Origin of the sequence: Crossiella sp. S99.2, from assembly GCF_023094165.1 — a bacterium.
Taxonomy (GTDB): domain Bacteria; phylum Actinomycetota; class Actinomycetes; order Mycobacteriales; family Pseudonocardiaceae; genus Crossiella.
In genome coordinates, this window is the sequence record NZ_JALMDK010000017.1 from 92,353 (window position 1) to 111,425 (window position 19,073).

Annotated in this window: 17 protein-coding genes and 1 pseudogene; 7 read left to right on the plus strand and 11 right to left on the minus strand. The window is 71.1% G+C overall.

The window, feature by feature from the left end; all coding sequences use genetic code 11:
* Window positions 1-48 precede the first annotated feature (48 nt).
* Complete coding sequence (locus MZC64_RS41535) at window positions 49-936, plus strand: NAD(P)H-binding protein (protein WP_247764819.1); 888 nt, start codon at window positions 49-51, stop codon at window positions 934-936.
* A 15-nt stretch (window positions 937-951) separates the two neighbouring features.
* Window positions 952-1,188 carry a type I-E CRISPR-associated endoribonuclease Cas2 gene (locus tag MZC64_RS41540; RefSeq protein WP_247764818.1) on the plus strand — a complete coding sequence of 79 codons (237 nt, stop codon included), beginning with the start codon at window positions 952-954 and terminating at the stop codon, window positions 1,186-1,188.
* Here the strand turns inward: MZC64_RS41540 and MZC64_RS41545 are convergent, their stop codons facing one another.
* Together MZC64_RS41545 and MZC64_RS41550 are read right to left on the minus strand one after the other, a co-directional pair.
* Window positions 1,189-2,355 carry a M20 family metallopeptidase gene (locus MZC64_RS41545; RefSeq protein WP_247764817.1) on the minus strand — a complete coding sequence of 389 codons (1,167 nt, stop codon included), beginning with the start codon at window positions 2,353-2,355 and terminating at the stop codon, window positions 1,189-1,191.
* 43 nt (window positions 2,356-2,398) lie between these two features.
* Window positions 2,399-3,967, minus strand: coding sequence for an AbgT family transporter (locus MZC64_RS41550; protein WP_374205866.1), 1,569 nt, complete (start codon window positions 3,965-3,967; stop codon window positions 2,399-2,401).
* Window positions 3,968-4,053: 86 nt separating this feature from the next.
* Between MZC64_RS41550 and MZC64_RS41555 the strand changes: the two genes are divergently transcribed.
* The gene (locus MZC64_RS41555) at window positions 4,054-5,076 is read left to right on the plus strand and encodes an Lrp/AsnC family transcriptional regulator (protein ID WP_247764898.1); all 1,023 of its coding nucleotides are present in this window, start codon (window positions 4,054-4,056) and stop codon (window positions 5,074-5,076) included.
* Window positions 5,077-5,140: 64 nt separating this feature from the next.
* On the opposite strand, the gene MZC64_RS41560 is transcribed toward MZC64_RS41555, so the two are convergent.
* The 4 genes from MZC64_RS41560 to MZC64_RS41575 all read right to left on the minus strand — a co-directional run bounded on the left by MZC64_RS41560 (window position 5,141) and on the right by MZC64_RS41575 (window position 9,072).
* A complete protein-coding gene (locus tag MZC64_RS41560) occupies window positions 5,141-5,401 on the minus strand; it encodes a hypothetical protein (RefSeq protein WP_247764815.1) in 261 nt (86 codons plus the stop codon).
* A gap of 412 nt (window positions 5,402-5,813) precedes the next feature.
* Window positions 5,814-6,527 carry an SDR family NAD(P)-dependent oxidoreductase gene (locus tag MZC64_RS41565; protein ID WP_247764814.1) on the minus strand — a complete coding sequence of 238 codons (714 nt, stop codon included), beginning with the start codon at window positions 6,525-6,527 and terminating at the stop codon, window positions 5,814-5,816.
* A gap of 59 nt (window positions 6,528-6,586) precedes the next feature.
* Window positions 6,587-7,729 carry an ROK family transcriptional regulator gene (locus MZC64_RS41570; protein ID WP_247764813.1) on the minus strand — a complete coding sequence of 381 codons (1,143 nt, stop codon included), beginning with the start codon at window positions 7,727-7,729 and terminating at the stop codon, window positions 6,587-6,589.
* The gene (locus tag MZC64_RS41575; protein WP_247764812.1) at window positions 7,726-9,072 is read right to left on the minus strand and encodes an MFS transporter; all 1,347 of its coding nucleotides are present in this window, start codon (window positions 9,070-9,072) and stop codon (window positions 7,726-7,728) included. The genes MZC64_RS41570 and MZC64_RS41575 overlap by 4 nt, the downstream gene beginning before the upstream one ends.
* A gap of 163 nt (window positions 9,073-9,235) precedes the next feature.
* Between MZC64_RS41575 and MZC64_RS41580 the strand changes: the two are divergent.
* A pseudogene (locus MZC64_RS41580) lies at window positions 9,236-9,529 on the plus strand (helix-turn-helix transcriptional regulator); the annotation flags it as partial.
* A gap of 323 nt (window positions 9,530-9,852) precedes the next feature.
* Window positions 9,853-11,514: a PHP domain-containing protein gene (locus tag MZC64_RS41585; protein ID WP_247764811.1), complete on the plus strand. Its 1,662-nt coding sequence runs from the start codon at window positions 9,853-9,855 to the stop codon at window positions 11,512-11,514.
* Window positions 11,515-11,556: 42 nt separating this feature from the next.
* Here the strand turns inward: MZC64_RS41585 and MZC64_RS41590 are convergent, their stop codons facing one another.
* The gene (locus MZC64_RS41590) at window positions 11,557-12,714 is read right to left on the minus strand and encodes a DegT/DnrJ/EryC1/StrS aminotransferase family protein (protein ID WP_247764810.1); all 1,158 of its coding nucleotides are present in this window, start codon (window positions 12,712-12,714) and stop codon (window positions 11,557-11,559) included.
* Window positions 12,711-14,414 carry a carbamoyltransferase C-terminal domain-containing protein gene (locus MZC64_RS41595; protein ID WP_247764809.1) on the minus strand — a complete coding sequence of 568 codons (1,704 nt, stop codon included), beginning with the start codon at window positions 14,412-14,414 and terminating at the stop codon, window positions 12,711-12,713. Before MZC64_RS41595 ends, MZC64_RS41590 begins: the two co-directional genes overlap by 4 nt.
* 205 nt (window positions 14,415-14,619) lie before the next feature.
* Here MZC64_RS41595 and MZC64_RS41600 point away from each other — a divergent pair, with 205 nt between their 5' ends.
* Both MZC64_RS41600 and MZC64_RS41605 read left to right on the plus strand, forming a co-directional pair.
* Entirely contained in the window at window positions 14,620-15,750 is a 1,131-nt protein-coding gene (locus MZC64_RS41600; protein WP_247764808.1) for a radical SAM protein, read from the plus strand.
* Window positions 15,750-16,814 (plus strand): methyltransferase, encoded by a 1,065-nt coding sequence (locus MZC64_RS41605; protein WP_247764807.1) that lies wholly within the window; start codon window positions 15,750-15,752, stop codon window positions 16,812-16,814. The genes MZC64_RS41600 and MZC64_RS41605 overlap by 1 nt, the downstream gene beginning before the upstream one ends.
* A gap of 6 nt (window positions 16,815-16,820) precedes the next feature.
* Here MZC64_RS41605 and MZC64_RS41610 read toward each other — a convergent pair whose 3' ends face one another.
* From MZC64_RS41610 to MZC64_RS41620, 3 genes are read right to left on the minus strand one after another with little or no spacing between them, the layout of a single operon-like run.
* A complete protein-coding gene (locus tag MZC64_RS41610) occupies window positions 16,821-17,345 on the minus strand; it encodes a hypothetical protein (protein ID WP_247764806.1) in 525 nt (174 codons plus the stop codon).
* 4 nt (window positions 17,346-17,349) lie between these two features.
* On the minus strand, window positions 17,350-17,976 hold the full coding sequence (locus MZC64_RS41615; RefSeq protein WP_247764805.1) for a helix-turn-helix domain-containing protein: 627 nt from the start codon (window positions 17,974-17,976) through the stop codon (window positions 17,350-17,352).
* 16 nt (window positions 17,977-17,992) lie between these two features.
* Window positions 17,993-18,952, minus strand: a complete 960-nt coding sequence (locus MZC64_RS41620; RefSeq protein WP_247764804.1) for a PIG-L deacetylase family protein — start codon at window positions 18,950-18,952, stop codon at window positions 17,993-17,995.
* Window positions 18,953-19,073 lie beyond the last annotated feature (121 nt).

Genomic DNA, 19,073 nt, shown 5'->3' on the forward strand with positions numbered 1-19,073 from the left:
GCTCCATCTAGGACACAAGCCGTCCGCATTCGACCCTATGGTTGCCCCATGAGCGAAACGCCGAGGAAGGTCCTGGTCACCGGTGCGACCGGCCTGGTGGGCAGGCACGTGGTCGACCAGCTCCGCCAGGCGGGGGTGTCCCTGCGGGCGTTGACCCGCAACCCTGCGGCGGCCGGCCTGCCGGCGGGAGTTGAGGTGGTGCGGGGCGATCTGACCGAACCCGCCACGCTCGCGCCCGCCTTCGACGGGGTGGACCGGCTGTACCTGTTCGCCGTGCCGGAGACCGCTCGCGAGGTCGTCGCGCTGGCCAAGCAGGCGGGCGTGCGCAGGGTGGTCGTCCTGTCCGCCGCGGCCGTCACCGTCGGCCTGGACACCTACCACCACCCACGAGTGGAGGAGGCGGTGCGGGAGTCCGGTCTGGAGTGGACGATGGTGCGGCCGGGCGAGTTCATGACGAACATGCTGCCGGTCTGGGCCCCGTCCATCCGGGCCGGACGGGTGGTCCGCTACCCCTTCGCCGACCAGATCGGGGTACCGGTGCACGAGGCGGACGTGGCGGCCGTCGCCGTCGCGGCACTCCTGGAGGACCGCCACGTCGGCGCGGTCTACACGCTCAGCGGGCCCGCCCAGATCACCTACCGCCAACAGGTCGAGGCCATCAGCGCGGCCCTGGGCGAGGAGGTCCGCTACCAGGAAGTCACCCGCGAGCACGCCCGTGAGCTGCTCAAGGCACAGGGCGGGACCGCCGCCGCGAACGCCGACCTGCTGCTCGGGTTCGTGGACTACGGCGGCGCCGAGGGTTCGGGGCAGGATGGAACGTCCGAACAGGACTACTCCGCATTGCTGCGCCCGTGGCCCGGCGTGCGGGAGGCCACCGGCCGCCCGGCCCGGACCTTCGCGGAGTGGGCCCGCGACCACGTCGCGGACTTCCGCTGACACCACGACCCGGAAATGCGGAACTGGCCGCGGCGGTGGGTGCGGGTGGTGGAGATGGCGCGCACCGGCCGGGCGATCATGGTGCACCAGACCGACAACCAACAGGGCCTGGCGTTCAGGGGCCACGACCACAACTGGGTTCCGGTGGACTTCGAGGGCATCGACCTCATGCTTCGACCAGTGGCCGGCAACCTCACAGGTCAGGAAGTGTCGTCCCCGCGCACGCGGGGCTGGTCCGGGGACACCCGGTGATCAGAGAATGCTCCCGAGCCGGCCGAGCATGCCCGCGACGAGTGCGGTCTGCGGTGCCACGGTGTCGGGATAGATGAATTCACCTGCCGCGTGGGCGTTGCCGCCGACCGCGCCCAGCCCGCACAGCACCGGCAGGCCAAGCGCGGCGATGAAGTTGGCGTCGCTGGCACCGCCGACGGCGGCGTGGCCCAGTTCGCGGCCGTGGTCCCTGGCCACTGATTGCGCGAGCCGCAGCAGCGGGACCGAGGCGGAGTTCAGGGTCATCGGCGGGCGGTTCCAGTGGTGCGCGATGGTGATGCGCGCTCGCGGGTCGCTGACGGTGATCGCCGCCAGGGCCGCGTCGACCCGCTGTTGTTCCGCCTGGTCGCGGACCCGGATGTCGACGCTGGCGGTGGCCTGCCCGGCCACCACGTTGCTGCCGGTGCCGCCGCTGATGAGCCCGGTGTTGATCGTGGTGCCCGCGGCGGGATCGGCGACGGCCGCGGCGGCCACCACGAACTCGGCCAGGGCCAGGATCGCGCTCGCACCGTCCCCTGGGGCGAGCCCGGCGTGGGATTCGACGCCGGTGGCGGTGACGGTGAAGATCCCGGTGCCCTTGCGTCCGGTCTTGACCGCCCCGCCCGCGCTGGGTTCGAGCACCAGGGTCAGGTCCACGCTCTTGGCCACCTCCTCGATCAGCGGCCGGGACAGCGGGGAGCCGATCTCCTCATCGCCGGTGAAGACGAACGTGACCGCCGGTGTCTGCGCACCGGACTCGCGGGCCAGCTTCAGCGCCCAGATCCCTTGCGCCAGGCCGGTTTTCATGTCGAAGATGCCCGGCCCACCGAGTCGTTGCCTGCCGGTGTCCCCGGGTTGCGCGGCAGGCCACCGGTCCAGGGTGCCGGTGGGCCACACGGTGTCGTAGTGGCCGAGCAAGGCGACGTGGCCTGGCCCGGTTCCGGCGTAGGTGAGGGTGGCGGCGGCGCCGTGGCCGCTGCCGGGCAGGTACCGCTGGTGCTCTGGCGCGCCGAGCCTGCGCAGCGCCAAATCCTGCAGGAAGTCCAGGCCCACCGCCAGCTTCGGGAGGTCGTAACTGCCGGTCTCGTGGCTGACCAGGGTGCGGATGTCGTCGATGATCTCCGCTGAGACCGCGTGCGCGCGGGTGAGCAGGTCAGGTGCCGGGGTCATGGCTCTCTCTCAGTCGTGCTGCCGGGCCGGATCGCGGGTGTGCTCAGGAGCCGGGCCCGAACGGCACACCCAGCAGGTACCAGGCCACGAAGAAGGCGACCCAGACGACCCAGATGACCGCGGCCAGCGGGAGGGTGAACGAGGCCAGGGTGCCGATGCCAGCGGACTTGCGGTACTGCTGGATGAAACCCAGCGCCATCACGAAATACGGGCTCATCGGGGTGACGCAGTTGGTGACCGAGTCGGCGACCCGGTAGACGGCCTGGGTGGTCTCCGGGCTGATCCCGATCAGCATCAGCATCGGGATCAGGGTCGGCGCGGCCAGCGACCACAGCGCGGAGCCGCTGGTGATGACCAGGTTCATCACCGTGATCAGCACCGCGATGCCGACCAGCACCACCCAGCCGTGCAAGTTCAGCTCGCGCAGGCCCTGCGCGCCGGTGATGGCCAGCACCTCGCCGATGTTGCTCCACTTGAAGTAGGCCAGGAACTGCGAAATCGCGAAGAACAGCACCAGGATCGGCGCCATCGACCGGATGCCCTCCACCATCGCGGCGATGATGCCGCTCGTTGCGGTGTAGGCGCCGGTCATCCGGCCGTAGACGGTGCCGAGCACCGCGAAGAACACCCCGAGCACCAGCGCCATGCCGGTGAACAACATCGAGTTGACCACACTGCCGCCAGGGCCGCGCAGCGGGGAGCCCGCCGGAATCATCGCCACCACCAGCACCGCGATGAACACCAGGGCGACCAGCCCGGTCACCCGGAGCGCGCGCCGCTGCGCCGCGGTCACCGCCATCTCGCCGAACTCGGCGGCACCGTCCTGCTCCGCTTCCTCGTCGGCGGCCAGGTCCGGCCGCCGCGCCAGCACCTTCTCCACCACGATCGTGATCACCAGCGCGACCAGCACCGAGGAGGCCAGGCCGAAGAAGTAGTTCGCCACCGGGGTCACCAGGTAGCCGGGGTCGATGGTGCGGGCCGCCGCGGTGGAGATCGCGGAGAGCAGGACGTCGGTGGTGGTCAGCGACGGCGAGGCGTCGTAGCCGGCGGAGATCGAGACGTAGGCGACGATGCAGCCGAGGACCGGGCTGCGCCCGGCGGCGCGGAAGACCAGCGCGGCCAGTGGGATCAGCGTGACGTAGGCGGCGTCACCGGCGACGTGGCCCACCATCGCGGTCATGGCCACCGCGAAGGTCAGGTACCGCCCCGGCACCCGCGCGACCATCCGCCGCAGCAGAACCGTGAACAGCCCACTGCGTTCGGCCACCGCGATCCCGAGCATGACGGTGATGATCGTGGCCAGCGGCGGGAAGTTCGCGTAGCTGCTCACCGCCCCCTCGATGATCAGCTTGAGCCCGTCGGCGCTGACCAGACTGCGCACCGAGATGACCTTGTTCGTGGCCGGGTTGACCGCGGTGACCCCGACCGCGGCCAGCACCGCGCTGAGCACCACGACCACCCCGGCCAACAGCCAGAACAACCAGAACGGATTGGGCAGCCGGTTGCCGACCTTCTCGATCACGGCCAGGCCACGGAAGGCCACACGCAGGAACTTCGACCGGGGCTCCACCGCGCTGGTGTTCACGGCCACTCCCTCCACCAAGCGGGACATTGACGGATACCCTGACATTCAACCGGGATAAAAACCAGCCGAGCGAGGTAAAGATGGGATAACCTGGCACAGACGAGCGGAGGGTGATGTATCCAGCACTGGATGACGTGGATCGGCGGCTCATCGGGGCCCTGCACCTGGTCCCCAGGGCGACCTGGGACGACCTGGGCGCGGTGCTCGCCATCGACCCGAGCACGCTCAAACGCCGCTTCGACCGGCTGGCCGAGGCCCGGATGATCCGGGTGATCGGGCAGGCGCACTGGGGCCTGCACTCCACCACGATGCCGGTCAACCTGTTCCTGGACATCTCCGGCGACACCCCGCTGACCGTGCTGGGCCGGGTGGGCGCGTTGCCGCACGTGGTGTACCTGGCCCAGATCTCCGGCGACTACCCCGCCTACGTCGGCGTGCACGCGCCCTCGCAGGCCGAGACCAGCGCGACGATCGACCGGCTGTACGCCATCCCCGGGATCCGGCGGGTCGCCACCCTGCCCGCCCTGGCCACCCCGCACCGCGGCGGCCACTGGGACCCACAGTTCCTCACCGACGCCGAACAGCAGCACCTGCTGAAGCTGACCGGCATGCCCGCCGAGACCGAGGCGAGCATCGCGCCACCGGCCAAACCCCTCACCGACGCCGAACGCACCATGATCACGCTGCTCCAGCAGGACGGCCGGGCCACCGCGGCCGGCCTGGGCAGGGCCGCGGGCCTGCCCACCTCGACCGCGCACCGGATGGTCCGGCGCATCCTCGACGAGGGCTGGATCAGACCCCGGCTCGAAGTGGTGTCCGAATGGCTGGGCTTCGCCACCCAGTTCGTGCTGCGGCTACGCGTGGCCCCCGGTCAGACCGCCGAGGTGATCCGCCGCGTCGACCAGCTCCCGCAGACCCGGCTCAGCTCCCACGTCGCCGGTGACACCTCGGTCCTGTGCACGGGTCTGGTCACCGATCCCGGCGAACTGGCCACCTTCATCGACTACGACCTGGCCACCATCCCCGGCATCCTCACCGCCGGCGTCGACGTCGTCCTCGCCCAGCTGCGCCGCTACTGGCTGGACCGCGACCCGGCCACCGGCCTCGGCCAGTTCCACGCACCGCCCCTGCTGTGACCAGATCGCCCGGTGCGCCACTCCCTGGCCGTGCCGAGGCGTGGCGCACCGGGCTGAGATCACCTCAGCTGACCGGTCTGGCGTTCCAGATCGCCGACACCGGCGTGGGGCCGGTCTCACTCTGCTCACCGAGGACCGCGGGTGCGTCGTCGTTGAGCGAGTCACCGGCGACCACCAGCACCCGGTTCGGCACTCCGGTGGGCGAGAGCAGGTACTGCACCGAGCCCGCGGCGATGCCGTAGCCCCAGGTGGTGATGTAGGCGGCGTTGGCGCAGTCCACCTGCACGGCCAGCGTGTTCAGCACGTCCTTCTTGTCCTTGGGCACCGCGAGGCACTTGCCGCTGGAACGGTTGATCAGGCGGTAGTTGTGCGGACGGCAGTCTGTTCCCCGGGAAGCTGAACCGCGGCGTGCTGGACTCGGCGGTGCACCCGGAGTGGCAGTGGCGGGAGAGGACGAAGTCGCAGGCCGCCGCGCGGAACGGCACCGACCGCGCCGCGACCGCAATGGGTAACGGACACGTTGTCTGGTACGACGAGTGCGGTTGAGACGTCGAACCGGCCGCTCGTGGCGATCAGGCCGGCTGCGGTGCCTGGCAGATCGAGTTCGGCGGCGCCGGTTTGCATGGTGGCGTCAGCTGTTCCCGGGACAGGGTGCCATTCAGGGAAACTGCTCCCTTCGCACGCTTGCGCTGGTGATGGCTTGTCCACGACGGCAAACTCGTTCGCGCCGGTGTCAACTACGTCGTCGGCTCGGGCAGTACGGCCGTCATCGCGCCGTCCACGGTGACGGTCGCGCCGGAGACGAGCCTGGCCTGATCACTGAGCAGGAAGGCCACCACGCGAGCGATGTCGTCCGGCTGAGCCAGTTCGCCCAGTGGCTGCACCTTGGTCAACGCGTTACGGGTGTCCACGTCCTGCCAGCGATGCGCGTTGCGGGGCACCATGACGAACCCCGGCCGGACGACGTTGCACCGAAGCCCGCGCGGACCCAGCTCCACGGCGGCTGCGCGACCGAGTGCCTCCAACGCGGCTTTGGCCATCGCGTACGGCGCCTGGCCACCCCACGCCAACTCCGCGTGGATCGAACTGACCAGCACCGCGGCGCACGACCTTCCGCCGGCCCGGGCGAGCAGTTGCTGCAACGGCTCCAACGCCGACACCGCACCGATGTTCAGCACGCTGCGCACCGCGTCCGAAGTCTGCTCGGCCAGCGGGGCGCGATGCTCAGCCAGCAGGCAGTGCACCAGCCCGGTCGTGCTGCCGAGCGCGTCGTACGCGGCGCCGATCACGGCTGAGTCGGTTGCGTCGCCGAGGATCCACGGCACGCCGGCCAGCTCCAGCGGCGGTGGCGCGATGTCCACCACGGCGACCTGTCGTCCCGCCGCCAGTAGCGCACGCACGATGGCCGAGCCGATACCACCCGCACCGCCGAGCACCACCACACCACTCATGACCCCACCCCTTCCCAGCCAGGATCAGCGAGTTCCACGGTCAACGCGCAGCACCCGTTTCATTCGGCGGTTCCGGCGGCGAGGAAGGCGCGCACGACGAGTCCCGCCGCCGCGGTGACGAGCAGGTTGTCACTGGCGCGCGGCCGGACCAGCGCCTCCGGTGGAGTCGTCTCGACGCGGTCGCGCACCACCTCGAGCCATCGGTCCGATGCCGCGCCGCTACCACCGAGGATGATCATGCGCGGCCGCATCAGCTCGTACACCGTGTCGGCCACCACGGCGACCTGGGCACCGCGCGCCTCAAGAAGCCCGATCGCGACCGGATCCGCCTCGGCCAGGCGAACCAGGTCCGTCAGCGAGGTCACCGCGAGTCCGGCGGATCGAGCCGCGGCGAGCAGCGCCACGTCCGTCCCGCACTCGCCGAAGCGCGCGTAACCGCCGCCGGTGAGATCAGGCACGAGGATACGACCGAAGCTGCCCTGGATGATGCCGTCCGGACCCGTCGCCACCGGTCGGCCGAGGAACCCCAGCTCCGCGACGTTGCCGACGAACAGATACAGCACGCTGTGCCGGCCCGGCTCCGCTCCGAAGGTGAGTTCGGCGCCGAGCAGGGCGGACACGTTGCCGTCCACCACGACGTTGAGCCCGGTCCGCGCACGCACCCGATCGGCGACCGGGACATCGACCCACCCCAGCACGTCGTTGCGCACGACCCGGCCAGCCGCGCGGTCCACCTCGCCGCCGACGGCCACACCGATGCCCAGCACTGGGCCGGCGGCGAAGCCGGCCATCTCGGCGGCCAGTTCGGCGGCTCTCCCCACCGTGCCCGCGCTGTCGGCCGGATCGCGGTCCTCGGTGTGTGCCCGGACGCAGTGACCGGCCAGGTCGGTCAGTCCGACCGTGGTTCGCTCAAGGCCAAGGTGCACCCCGACCGCGTACCGGCTGGTCGGGTTCAGCTCCACCGGCACCCTTGGCCTGCCGATCCGGCTGGGCTGCTCGGCCAGTTCGCGGACGATGCCGGCGGCCAGCAGCGGTTCGATGATCCGGCCGATGCTGGCGTGGTTGAGCGAGAGCTCCTTGGCGATCTCGCTGCGCGCCACCGGGCCACGGTGGACGAGCAGCTGCAACAGGGCGGCGGTGTTGGCCTGCCGGGCGTTGCGCGGTTGGGTTCCACTGAGCTGGGAACGAGTGGCCTCGCTCATGGCCGCACCGACGGGCTGGACTCGGCCTCGTTGACTTCCTCGAGTTCCACCCCGGTGGTGGCCAGCCACGGTGACGCCGCCACGAGGACCGCGCACACCACGAAAGCGAAGGCATACCACGCGACGACCTGGATGCCGTGCTCCTGCACCAGCGTAGGCACCAGGAACACGTTGAGCGCGATCGCCAGCCGGGTCGCGGCCTGAGCGATACCGGAGCCGAGGCCACGCAGCGCGGTCGGGAACGCTTCCGCGCTCCACACCCAGCACAGCACGCCAGGGCCGAGCCAGGTCAGCGTGGCGTACACCGCCCAGAAGATCACCAGGCCGGCGCCGGGATTCTCGCCGGTGAACGCGATGCCCAGCCCCGCGCCGAAGACACCGAGGCACGTCCACACGCCCAGCCAACGACGGTTGATCCGATCGATCACCAAGGCGCCCGCCGCCACCGCGATGATCCCCATCACGTAGCCGAGCAGGGAGAAATACAGGGTGTTGGACACGCCGATGCCGAGGCTGCTGATGATCAGTGGGCCCGCGACCGTCGCCACCGCGCCGCCGAAGGCCTGAATGGCGAAGAACGCCGTCACCGTCACCAGCCGCCGCCACGCCCCACCGGACCACAGTGCCCGGTAGTTCCGCCGCACGGCGGCCTCGTGCTTCGGCGGCTCCAGCCCGAGCGTGTCGTAGACCCGCTGCGCCTCCTCCACCCGGCCTTGCGCACGCAGCCAGCGCGGCGACTCGGGCAGGAACTGCCGGGCCAGCAGTACCGCGGCAGCGGGCAGCGCGGCCAGGCCGAACAACCACCGCCAGGTCTCCTCGCCGAACACCGGCTTGAGCGCGAGCGCGAGCAGCACCGAGACAATGGCGCCACCGAGCCACATCATGTTGGGCAGGCTGCCCGCGATGCGGCCACGACGGGACGTGGGCGCGATCTCGGCGAGGAACGCGTGCGTGGTCGGAATGTCCATGCCCACCGCGACACCGAGCACAAATCTCGCCGCGACCAGTTGCCACACGTCCTGCACGAACGCGGCGGCGATGGACGCCGCTACGAAGAACACCAGATTGATCATGAGGATCACCCGCCGGCCGAACCGGTCGGACAGGTCACCGAAGACCAGCAGGCCGACCGCGGTGCCCACGAACGCCGCCGCGGTCACGACCCCCACCTGGAACGGGGTGAGGTCGAAATACGGCCGGAGGAACAGCATCGCGGCGCCGATGACCAGCAAGTCGTAGCCGTCGATGAACTCACCGAACGCGACCAGCCTGCCTGCCCAGTGGCGGACGAACCGGGTCCGCCTCGGCGACATCGACGGCTGGTCCGCTACGACCACGGTCATCTGGAACCCCCCACGGATCTTTACGTGCGACGAACACTAAAGTATGCCCAGGTGATTCACAACGGCTGATTGGTCACCGGACGGCGCACGGCCTTGGCCGCGGCGGGCGTGTTCCGGGTCTGGGAGCACGCCCGCCGTTCGTTGTTCGCCGTGGTGGTCAGCTTCCGCGCATGAACTGCTGTCCGAGATCGGCCTGGCTGCCTTCGCCCGGCGTGCCGCGGACGAGCTGCGCGCGACCGGGGAAGTGGCGCGCAGCCGCTCCGAGCACACCTACGACCGGCTGACCATGCAGGAGACGCACATCGCGCGCCAGGTCGCGGCGGGCGCGACGTCGAAAGAGGTGGCCACGCGCCTGTTCCTCAGCCCCCGCACGGTGGATGCCCACCTGCGCAACATCTTCCGCAAGCTCGGTGTCACCTCGCGCAGGCAGCTCCGGGACATGCCCGACCTCAGGTGAGGCGGGCTGGGTGAACTCCCGCCAGTGCGGTCGTGCTTCCCGCGGATCCCCGTTGGTCGCACCTCTGCCCGGCAGCTGGCAAGAGAAGATCAAGCAGTGGTGGACCACCGGCAACTCAAGGTCGCGTGCACTGGCTTCGCCGCCACGACCACATGATCGACGCTTCGGCCGGAGTTCTCCGCAGTCGCGAAGGCTGAACTATCTGTCTGGGTTTCTCGCCATGCCCGCCGTGACCTGGGCCGACACCCGGTGCGAACGGTTGCCGGCGTAGTCACCGGGGTGGGCTATCCAGGTTGGCTTCGGCCGGCCCCGATCCACCGGCTGTGAACCATCATCATCACCACCATCATGACCATGACCACCCGCTACCCGAGGCACTCGACCAGGCGGTGCCGGACGAGGCGCTGCCGCCGGATGGGTTGTCCCGCCGGGCGATGCTGCGCCGGGCCGGGCTACTCGGCGCCGGACTCGCCGTGGCGCCAGGGATTCTCGGTGCGACCGCGAGTGCGGCGCCGCCCCCGCGTGGGGGTTACCGGTGGCTTGCCGGGGACCATCACATCCACACCCAGTACAGCCTGGACGGGCGCTACCGGGTGATCGACCACGTGCGGCAGGGCGCCGCGCACGGGCTGGACTGGATGGTGATCACCGACCACGGCGGGCCGACGCATGCCCGGATCGGGGTGGAACGGGTGCACCCGGAGATCGTGGCCGCGCGCCGGGATGTGCCGGAGGCGCTGGTGTTCCAGGGGCTGGAGTGGAACATTCCGGCCGCCGAGCATGGCACCGTGTTCGTCCACCCCGGACGGGAGGAAGTGCGCGTGCTCCAGGAGTTCGAGGGCTCCTTCGACGGCATCGTGCGCAACGCCCTGACCAACACCCCCGCCAACGAGGCACTGGCCATCGCGGGCATCGACTTCCTCGCCGACGCGTTGCGGCGCAGGCGGATCGAGGATGTGCTGTTCCTGGCCAACCACCCGGCCCGACAGGGGATCGACACCCCGCACGAGATCCGGAACTGGCGCGATGCCCAGCCGCACATCGCGGTGGGCATGGAGGCCGCGCCGGGGCACCAGGCCGCGGGCATCGCCAAGCCGTTCGGCGCCGGGCTCTCCCGCGGCTACTACTTCATGGAGCCGGGCCCGGACTCCTTCCCCGCCTACCCGCCGGCGAGCTACCGGACCTTCGGTGGCTTCGACTGGATGACCGCCACCGTGGGCGGATTGTGGGACAGCCTGCTCGCCGAGGGCAGGCCGTGGTGGGTCACCGCGAACTCCGACTCGCACGCCATCTACGGCGACACCGCGGTCACCGGCCCCGGCTCGAACTTCGACCGCGACGGCAAGCTCGCCGACGCCGTGCACGGGAAGGTGCCCGACCTCACCAACGCCGACTTCTGGCCCGGCGCCTACACCCGCACGCACGTCGGCGCGGACGGGCACTCCTATCGCGCGGTGATGGCCGGGATCCGGGCCGGGCGGGTCTGGGTGGACCACGGGGCGCTGGTGGCCGGGCTGGACATCCGGCTGCGCACCGCGGACCGGTGGGCGCGGGACAGCGTCACGCTGGGCGGGGTGTTGCGGGCGCGGCGGGGCACCGCGCTGGAGCTGGTGATCAGCGTGGATCTGGCGCGGTTGCCGAACTGGGCGCAGTTCGTGCCGAAACTGGCCAGGGTGGACATCATCCAGGGCGCGGTGACCGGTCCGGTCGCCGACCGGGACACCTTCTCCGCGCCGAAGACGAAGGTGGTGCGCTCCTTCACAGTCAACGCCACCGCGGGCACGGCGAAGTTCACCCACGCCCTCGGGCGCCTGGACGAGCCGTTCTATCTGCGGCTGCGGGGCACCGACGGCAAGCGGGTCGCGGTCGGACTCGGTGGTGCGGCGGTGGATCCGGCCGGTCCGGCGATGGACGTGGCCGGGGACGCCGACCCGTGGGAGGACCTGTGGTTCTACACCAACCCGATGTGGGCGCTGCCCGCGTAGGGCATCCGCCGGCGCCCCGGGTCCACGGGGCGCCGGCGGGATTCAGCCGGGCTTGCCGCGCAGGGCGGTGATCACCGCGTGCACGTCCGCCGCGGTCATGGTGGCGCCCAGGCTGATCGTCACCGAGCGGCCCAGCAGGCTCTCGCTGGTCCGGCAGCGGGCGGGGGTGCCCCACCGGGTGCCCCACGGGGTGCGGCCGGCCCGGATCGCCGGATTGCCGTACACCGGTTGCCCTTGGTAGAGCGTGTGCGCGGGAATGCCGTGCGCGGTCAGCGCGGCCACCCGGTCGCGGGCGTCCAGGCGGGAGCCGAGGAAGAAGGTCAGGTCGCCGCCGGAGCCCTGCTCGTCGGGCAGTCGCCGCCAGTGCAAGTCCGGTAGTGCGGTGCGGACCTCGGTGGCCACCGCGCGCAGGTGCGCGAGCATCGGGTCTAGGCGGCCCAGTTGCACGCGGAGCAGGGCCGCGGTCAGTTCCGTCATGCGCAGGTTCACACCCAGGAACGCATCCGGCGCCTGCCCGCGGTCATTGCCCCTGGCGGTGGTGAACTGGCCGCCCTGGTCCTGGTAGCGGACAATCCGTTGGTGTGCAAGGGGATCGGTGACGCTGACCGCGCCGCCCTCGCCCGCGGTGAGGTTCTTCTCCAGCTGGAAGCTGAACGCGCCCGCGTCCCCGATGGCCCCGGCCCGGCGGCCCCGGTAGCGGACTCCGGCGGCCTGGGCGGCGTCCTCCACCACGACCAGGTTGTGCTGCCGGGCCACCGCGAGGATGGGGTCCAGGTCGGCGGCGGCGTTGTTGAGGTGCACCGGCAGCACGCCCCAGGTGCGGTCGGTGATCTGCTCCGCCAGCGCCGCCGGGTCCAGCGTGAGGGTGTCGTCGACCTCGGCGAAAATCGGCACGCCGCGCGCCCAGACCACCGCGTTGGCGCAGGCGACGAAGGTGACCGCGGGCATGATCACCTCGGCGCCCTCCGGGATGCCCAGGCCGATCAGCGCGCAGGCCAGTGCGGCGGTGCCCGAGGAAACCCCTACGGTGTAAGGCACCGCCAGCAGCTCCGCCAGCTCCCGTTCGAAGGAATCCGTGCGGTGCAACAGATCCGGGCCGTAGTAGCGGAACAGCGACCGGGAGCGCAGCACTTCCAGCGCCGCCTTCTCCTCCGCCTCGCCCCACAGTGCCAGGCCGCGCCACGGCTCGTACCGCGTCATCCGGTGGCCTCGGCCAGCGCGGTGTCCAGTTCCGGTTCGCTGTGCGCCACCAGGTAGTCCTCCAGGAACAGGTAGTCCAGTTTGCTGGGCCCGAAGAAGGCCAGTGCCTGCGCCGGGGTTTCCACGATCGGCTCGCCCCGGTCGTTGAAGGAGGTGTTGAGCACCACCGGCACTCCGGTCAGTTCATCGAAGCGGGCCACCAGGTCATAGAAGGATCCGTTGGCCTCCCGCGTCACCGTCTGCACGCGGGCGGTGCCGTCGACGTGGGTGATCGCGGGCACCTCGGTCCTGCGGTGCGCCCGGACCGGGGCCACGATCAGCATGAACGGTGACTCGATGTCCAGGTCGAAGTAGTCCGCGCAGCGCTCGGCCAGCACGGCCGGGGCGAAGGGGCGGAAGGATTCCCGGTGCTTGACCTTGCTGTTGAGGATGTCCTTCATCTCGGGCCGCCGGGGGTCGGCCAGGATGCTGCGGTGGCCCAGTGCGCGCGGGCCGAACTCCGAGCCGCCGGTGAACCAGCCGAGCAGCGCGCCCCGGGGCAACAACTCCGCGGCCAGCCGGGCCGGGCGCTCAACCCGGCGGTAGGGCAGTCCCGCCGCATCCAGTGCGGCCGTCAGTTCCGCGTCGGGGTAGGTGCGGCCGAGGTAGGTGTGGGCCTGCGGGCGAGGCCGCCGGCCGGTGCCGCGTGGCCGGGGACGTTCGCCGAGCTGGTGGTAGCCGTAGTAGGCGCAGCCGATCGCGCAGCCGTTGTCCCCGGCGGCGGGCTGGGCGAACACCTCGGTGAAGGGCGTGTGCCGCAACAGTTTCCCGTTGGCCACCGAGTTCAGCGCCACTCCGCCGGCCAGGGCCAGCCGGGTCAGCCCGGTCTCCCGCTGCAGCCAGCGCGCCGCGTGCAGCAGCGCGGTCTCCAGGGTTTCCTGCGCCGCCCACGCCAGGTCCGCGGCCCGCGCGAAGCGGTCCTCCCCCTCCAGGCCGTCCAGGACGTGTTCGAGGAAGTCCAGCAGACCGTCCTCCCCCTTGAGGTGCAAGGCGAACCGGCCCTCCGGCAGCAGTTCCAGATGCCGCCGGAACCGCGCCAGGTAGCGGTCGCCGCCGTAGGGGGCCAGCCCCATGGTCTTGCCGTCCTCGGTGAGATACCAGGGACCTTCCTCATAGAGGGTGAAGCCGATCGCGCGGCTGACCGCCTTGTACAGGAAGCCGAGCGAGTGGTTGCTGTCCCCGGCCTGGTACACGCGATCGGCGTGCCTGCCGTCGGTGGTCCACTCGGTGCCGTAGACCTTGGACAGCTCGTGGATGCCCACCCCGCGCCCCACGCCGAGGGTCAGCGTCTCCACGCCGTGCCCGTCGATCATGCTGCCCGCGCCGTCGGCCACCAGGATCGCCGCCTCCGCGAACGGGGAGGGGTAGAAGGCGCTGGCGGCGTGCGCGAGGTGGTGCCGGATCAGGTGGGTGCGGCCGCGGAAGTGGAAGTAGCAGGTGGGCAGCAGGGTGTCGTCGGCGACGATGAAGTCGACCTCGGCCAGCCGGGCGCCGTGGGTGTCCAGGCAGTACCGCCAGCCCCGGTTGGCCAGCGAGTTGACGTTGACCGCGTACTTGCGGCGGGCCAGCCGCTCCTCCTCGATGCCGACGCTGATCTCTCCCTCGTGCACCAGAGCGGCGGAGAAGTCGTGATTGGAACCACCGAGACCGAGCGCGAGCATACGCGTGTCCTTACCCGCAGGAAAATGGGGACGGTCGAGATTCGCGAGTTTACCGACCACTTCCGGCCCGGTCCAGGAATTGACCGCCGAGTTCTACAGTGTGCTTTCCATCGGTACCGTATGGCGTATTGACCTTCACTCGACGGCTCTCCTACGCTCGAAAAACCGAACGGACCGGAATGCCTCCCGAATCATGGGGTACGGCGTGGCACTCAAGAACGACTATCGCGCGGCGATGTTCGCGAACCGGGACGAGCACAATCGACTGCGGCTGCTGATGAACGACATGGTCATCGAGGAGCAGCTCTGCCAGATGCGGTGTTCGTACTGCCTGACCGAGGACTTCAACCTGCTGATGAACGTGCCGGACGCCAAGTTCCGGCTCACCACGGACCGGCGGGCGGACTGGCACCGGATCCTGGACGCCTATCACCAGCAGGTGGACAGTCCGATCATGCGACTCTCCGGCGGTGAGTTCTTCTGGTTGAAAGGCTCCACCGAATTCGTAGCCGAATGCAGTAGCAAGTACGAGGTTGTCCAGGTAATCACCAACGGGGTCTTCCTCACCGACGCCCGGCTGGACGCGCTGGCCGCGCTGGGCAACTGCCAGCTCTGCCTGTCCCTGGACGGGCACACCCTGGAGATGAACGCGCACCGGCTGCCGCCCAAGCAGCACCGGCTGTTCGAGGTGATCATGCGTGGCCTGGACGGCGCGGTCGAACGCGGCATCCCGGTCGAGGTGCAGTCGGTGCTCAGCAACGTCAACGTGACCGGGCAGGCCGCCTTCGCCGAGTTCCTGCTGGAGCGGTACGGCCAGGGCGCGATGCTGTACTTCTTCCCGGTGCGCGGGGAGGCCAAGGACAACCTGGCCCCGCCGCTGGGCGAGCACTTCGCCGAGTTGCTGGCCCGCTACGACGAGCTGGCGCCGGTGCTGCCGCCGAGGGCCTTCGTCGAACACATCGGCAACCAGCTGCGCACCGGCGTGCGCACCCTGCGCTGTTACGCCACCGCGACCATGGTCCAGCTGTTCGGGCAGGGCGATGTGTCCTGCTGCCCCTACGCCTGGCTCAAACCCATGGGCAACGTGACCAAGGAGCCGCAGCTCATCCACGAGCAGTTCGGCAGGCACCAGCACTACGAGATGTTCATGCAGCCGCGGCCGCGGTTCCCGTACTGCCGCAGCTGCACCGGGCCGATCGACGTGGTCAACCTGTACCTGCTGGACCACATCTCCGACGCGGAGATCACCCGCTGCGCGCCGTACGCGGGCCCGAGGGCCCTGGCCCGGCTGCGGGAGCTGAAGTCGACCTTCGCACCAGTGTTCGGGAGCGCGTGATGATCTCGGTGGACGGACTGGGCCCTGCCGACTACGAGCGGGCCGACGCCGCCCGGCTGACCCGGTTGCCCCAGCACGACCTGCTGGTCATGGCGGGCGCCCGCTTCGGCGACCTCGCGCCGTGGCGCAACCCGGAGTACCTGCGCGCGGTGGCCGGACTGCCCGAGGAGCAGGCGCTGGCCGCCCTGTTCGTGCTGGGACGGCAGGTGCCCGTGGCGGCGCTGCCCACACCGCTGCTGGAGCTGCTGGACCGCACCAAGATCGTCTCCGGTGAGTCGGGCCTGCTCTCGGCCGAGTACGCGCTGGTGCGGCTGGAGGGCCTGACGGTGCTGGCGGCCTGGCGCGCGGCCGGCCGGGAAACCGGCTCGTACGCGCCCTGGGTGGGCACCGACACCAGCACGCTCTGCCGGCTGGTGGCCGCCCGGCGCACCGCCAGGACCGCGCTGGACCTGGGCTGCGGCACGGGCGCGCTGGCGATGACGGCGGCCCGCAACGGCGCGCGGGCGCTCGCGGTGGACATCAACCCGGAGTGCCTGGCCGCGACCACCTTCAACGCCGCCCTCAACGGTCTGGCCGACCGGGTCACCGTGCGGCAGGCCGATATGGCGGCCCTGGACCTGGGCGAGCGGTTCGACCTGGTGCTCTCCAATCCGCCGTTCCTGCCGATGCGCCGGGGGGCGCTGGGCTGGCTCGCCGGGGAGGGCGGACCGGACGGGCTGGACTTCGTGCGGGCCATCGTGCGCCAGCTCCCGGAGCTGCTGACCGAACGGGGTGAGGCGCTGGTGCAGTTCGCCTCCTTCGGCGATGCGCGCGGCCCGTTCTGCGCGGCCCAGCTGGCCGATGAGCTGGCCGGGCTCGGCCTGTCCGGGCGGATGCTGCTCAAGCCGCCGACGCCGCCGCGCTGGCCGGCCTTCGCCGAACGCGACGAGCAGCTCAACCTGGCCGGGGAACTCGGGCGGGAGCACCGCGCCTACGTCGAGAGCATCGGGGCCACGCACTATCACCCGTGTGTGCTCGCGCTGCGGCCCGGCGCGGGCGGGCTGACGGTGGGCCGGTACAGCTGATCCCGCTCACCCCACCAGCCAGCCCGGTCCCAGGTCGGCCAGCTCCTGCCGGGCGATCTCGGTGACCACGGCCTGCTCGTCCCGGTGCGTGGTCTCGATGAGCCGGACCCCCGGCACCTCGGGCACGTCCTGGTCCAGGTGCGTCAGCGCGAGCCGCCCGGTGACCAGGTGCGGGGCGGCGTGGTCCTGCCGGATGCGGTCGGCGAGCGCGTCCGGTCCGGCGCACAGCCCGTACACCACAGGCGTGGTGCCCAGCGCGCACAGCACCTCCAGCACCGGCTCGTAGGTGCGCCCGCCGGCCAGGATCACCCCGTGCACCACGATCACCCTCGCCCCCCACTCCCGGTAGGCGGGGATGCGGGCGCCCAGTTCGGCCGCCATCAGCCGGTACAGGGGTTCGCCGGACTCCCACGGGTGCACGAACGGATCGCAGTCCAGCACCGCGACCGGCACCCGGTAGCAGGAGACCAGCCGCTGGGCCACGTGCGTTTTGCCCACCCCGGGGGCGCCGGTGATCACCAGGACGCGCACGCGGCTACCGCGTGTCCTCGACCGTGCCGACCAGCCGGAAGCCCAGGTGCGGCACCTTGAGGATCTTCGCGCCGGAGTCGAGGTCGGCCAGCTTCTGCCGCAGCACCGACACCACCGTGTTCACGTCCTCGCCGCCGGTGGCCGCGGTCAGTTCCGCGCGCGAGACGATCTGCCCGGGTTTGCCCGCCAGTGCCCGCAGCAGCCCCGCCTCGGCCGCGCTCGCCTGCGTTTGCCGGGACGGGGAGCGCAGCAGTCCGGGCGACAAGGTCAGCCGCTGCGCGGGCTCGGGTGGGGCGACCGATTTGAGGTAGCCCAGTGCCGCCACCACCCGGGGCCGTCGCAACGGCGTGGCCAGCGCGAACGCGTAGCCGTCGGTGAGCGCCCCGAGCACGCCGGTGGCCGAGACGGATTCCAGCACCGCGATCGGGTAGCCGCCACGCCGGCGCACCTCGGCCGGGGAGGGCTCGACCGCCTCGCCCGCGGTGCGGTGCAGGGCGCACAGCAGGACGTCCGCCACGCGCGCCCCGGCCGCCTCGGGATCGGCGTGGTGCACCGCGAGGCCGAGTTCGGCGCACGCCTCGGTGACCACGGCGAGATCCGCCGCCGCCAGTGTTCCGGCCAGCACGTACATCCCGGTTCCTCCCTGTTCAGCTCCAGACCCGTTCGGCGGCCACGTCCGGCCCGGCCAGTGCCCGCTCGTACCGGGCCACCCGGCGCCGGATGCCCGCGCGCACCTGGATGCGGTAGGCCTTGAGCGCCTCCTGTTTGGCCTGCCCGGCCGTGGCGTCCATCGGCAGCAGCCGCGGCCGGAGCCGGTCCAGCCCGGCCGCGCGCAACCGCGGGGCCAGTGCCGCGCTCAGCTCCTCGGCGGAGGTGAACAGCGAGTACGGCTGGTCCTCGTAGAACACGAGCCGGCTGCCCGGCAACGCGCCCCTGGCGGCGAGGGCCAGCACGGCCTCGCGGCAGAGCAGGTGATCGACGTGCCCGCCCACCGCCAGCGGCAGGTACACCTCGGCGCATCCGGTGAGTTCCTTGGCCAGCCTGGCGGTCAGCGCCGCGAACAGCTCCGGCTCCCCGGTGTGCCCGGCCGCCGGGTCCGGCGCCAGGAAGCCGGCCGCGTGCTCCGGGCGGTCGGCGGCGTCGAGGAAACCCAGCAGTTCGGGATCGGCGCCCAGCACCCGGCAGGCCACGAGTTCCTCGGCTGCCAGCAGCCGGGTGGTCAGCTCGGGGCGGGCCGCGTAGTAGGGGATGCTGGTCCAGGTCTCCACGCTGAACACATCGAGCACCCGGCCGCCGCGCGCGGCCAGCAGGCCGCCCAGCGCGAGCACGGCGTCATCCGGGTGCGGCGAGACCACGACCGGCGCCGCACCCGCGCGGGGCCGGGGTGGCGGGGCCAGCACGAGCAGCCCGGCGCGGTGACTCTGCCGCAGCCGGTCCCGCTCCGCCGGGGGGAAGTCCCGCAGGGCCCGGGTGCCGTCGCAGCGGGCCAGCAGGTCCGGACCGGCCGGCGGTGGCTCGACCGGACGGCCCAGGAATCGAATTCCGGTGGCGGTGACCTCCGTATGGGGCAGCGCGATGGGCCGCCACGCATCCGGCAGTTCCGTCATTCGCTTAGCGTAGCCGCCGCGGCCAAGCACAACGATCCGCACAGCAAATGTAATTCGATTGGCTCAAGACTGCCTCAAGTTACCCAGCGACATTCCGCTGCGGTAGTGAAGTGCCCGGTTG

Bases quoted from the DNA above. Each gene is read 5' to 3' on its own strand.
- MZC64_RS41535 (WP_247764819.1), top strand. From the start codon at position 49: ATGAGCGAAACGCCGAGGAAGGTCCTGGTCACCGGTGCGACCGGCCTG.
- MZC64_RS41540 (WP_247764818.1), top strand. From the start codon at position 952: ATGCGGAACTGGCCGCGGCGGTGGGTGCGGGTGGTGGAGATGGCGCGC.
- MZC64_RS41545 (WP_247764817.1), bottom strand. From the start codon at position 2,355: ATGACCCCGGCACCTGACCTGCTCACCCGCGCGCACGCGGTCTCAGCG.
- MZC64_RS41550 (WP_374205866.1), bottom strand. From the start codon at position 3,967: ATGTCCCGCTTGGTGGAGGGAGTGGCCGTGAACACCAGCGCGGTGGAG.
- MZC64_RS41555 (WP_247764898.1), top strand. From the start codon at position 4,054: ATGTATCCAGCACTGGATGACGTGGATCGGCGGCTCATCGGGGCCCTG.
- MZC64_RS41565 (WP_247764814.1), bottom strand. From the start codon at position 6,527: ATGAGTGGTGTGGTGGTGCTCGGCGGTGCGGGTGGTATCGGCTCGGCC.
- MZC64_RS41570 (WP_247764813.1), bottom strand. From the start codon at position 7,729: ATGAGCGAGGCCACTCGTTCCCAGCTCAGTGGAACCCAACCGCGCAAC.
- MZC64_RS41575 (WP_247764812.1), bottom strand. From the start codon at position 9,072: ATGACCGTGGTCGTAGCGGACCAGCCGTCGATGTCGCCGAGGCGGACC.
- MZC64_RS41590 (WP_247764810.1), bottom strand. From the start codon at position 12,714: ATGACGCGGTACGAGCCGTGGCGCGGCCTGGCACTGTGGGGCGAGGCG.
- MZC64_RS41595 (WP_247764809.1), bottom strand. From the start codon at position 14,414: ATGCTCGCGCTCGGTCTCGGTGGTTCCAATCACGACTTCTCCGCCGCT.
- MZC64_RS41605 (WP_247764807.1), top strand. From the start codon at position 15,750: ATGATCTCGGTGGACGGACTGGGCCCTGCCGACTACGAGCGGGCCGAC.
- MZC64_RS41615 (WP_247764805.1), bottom strand. From the start codon at position 17,976: ATGTACGTGCTGGCCGGAACACTGGCGGCGGCGGATCTCGCCGTGGTC.
- MZC64_RS41620 (WP_247764804.1), bottom strand. From the start codon at position 18,952: ATGACGGAACTGCCGGATGCGTGGCGGCCCATCGCGCTGCCCCATACG.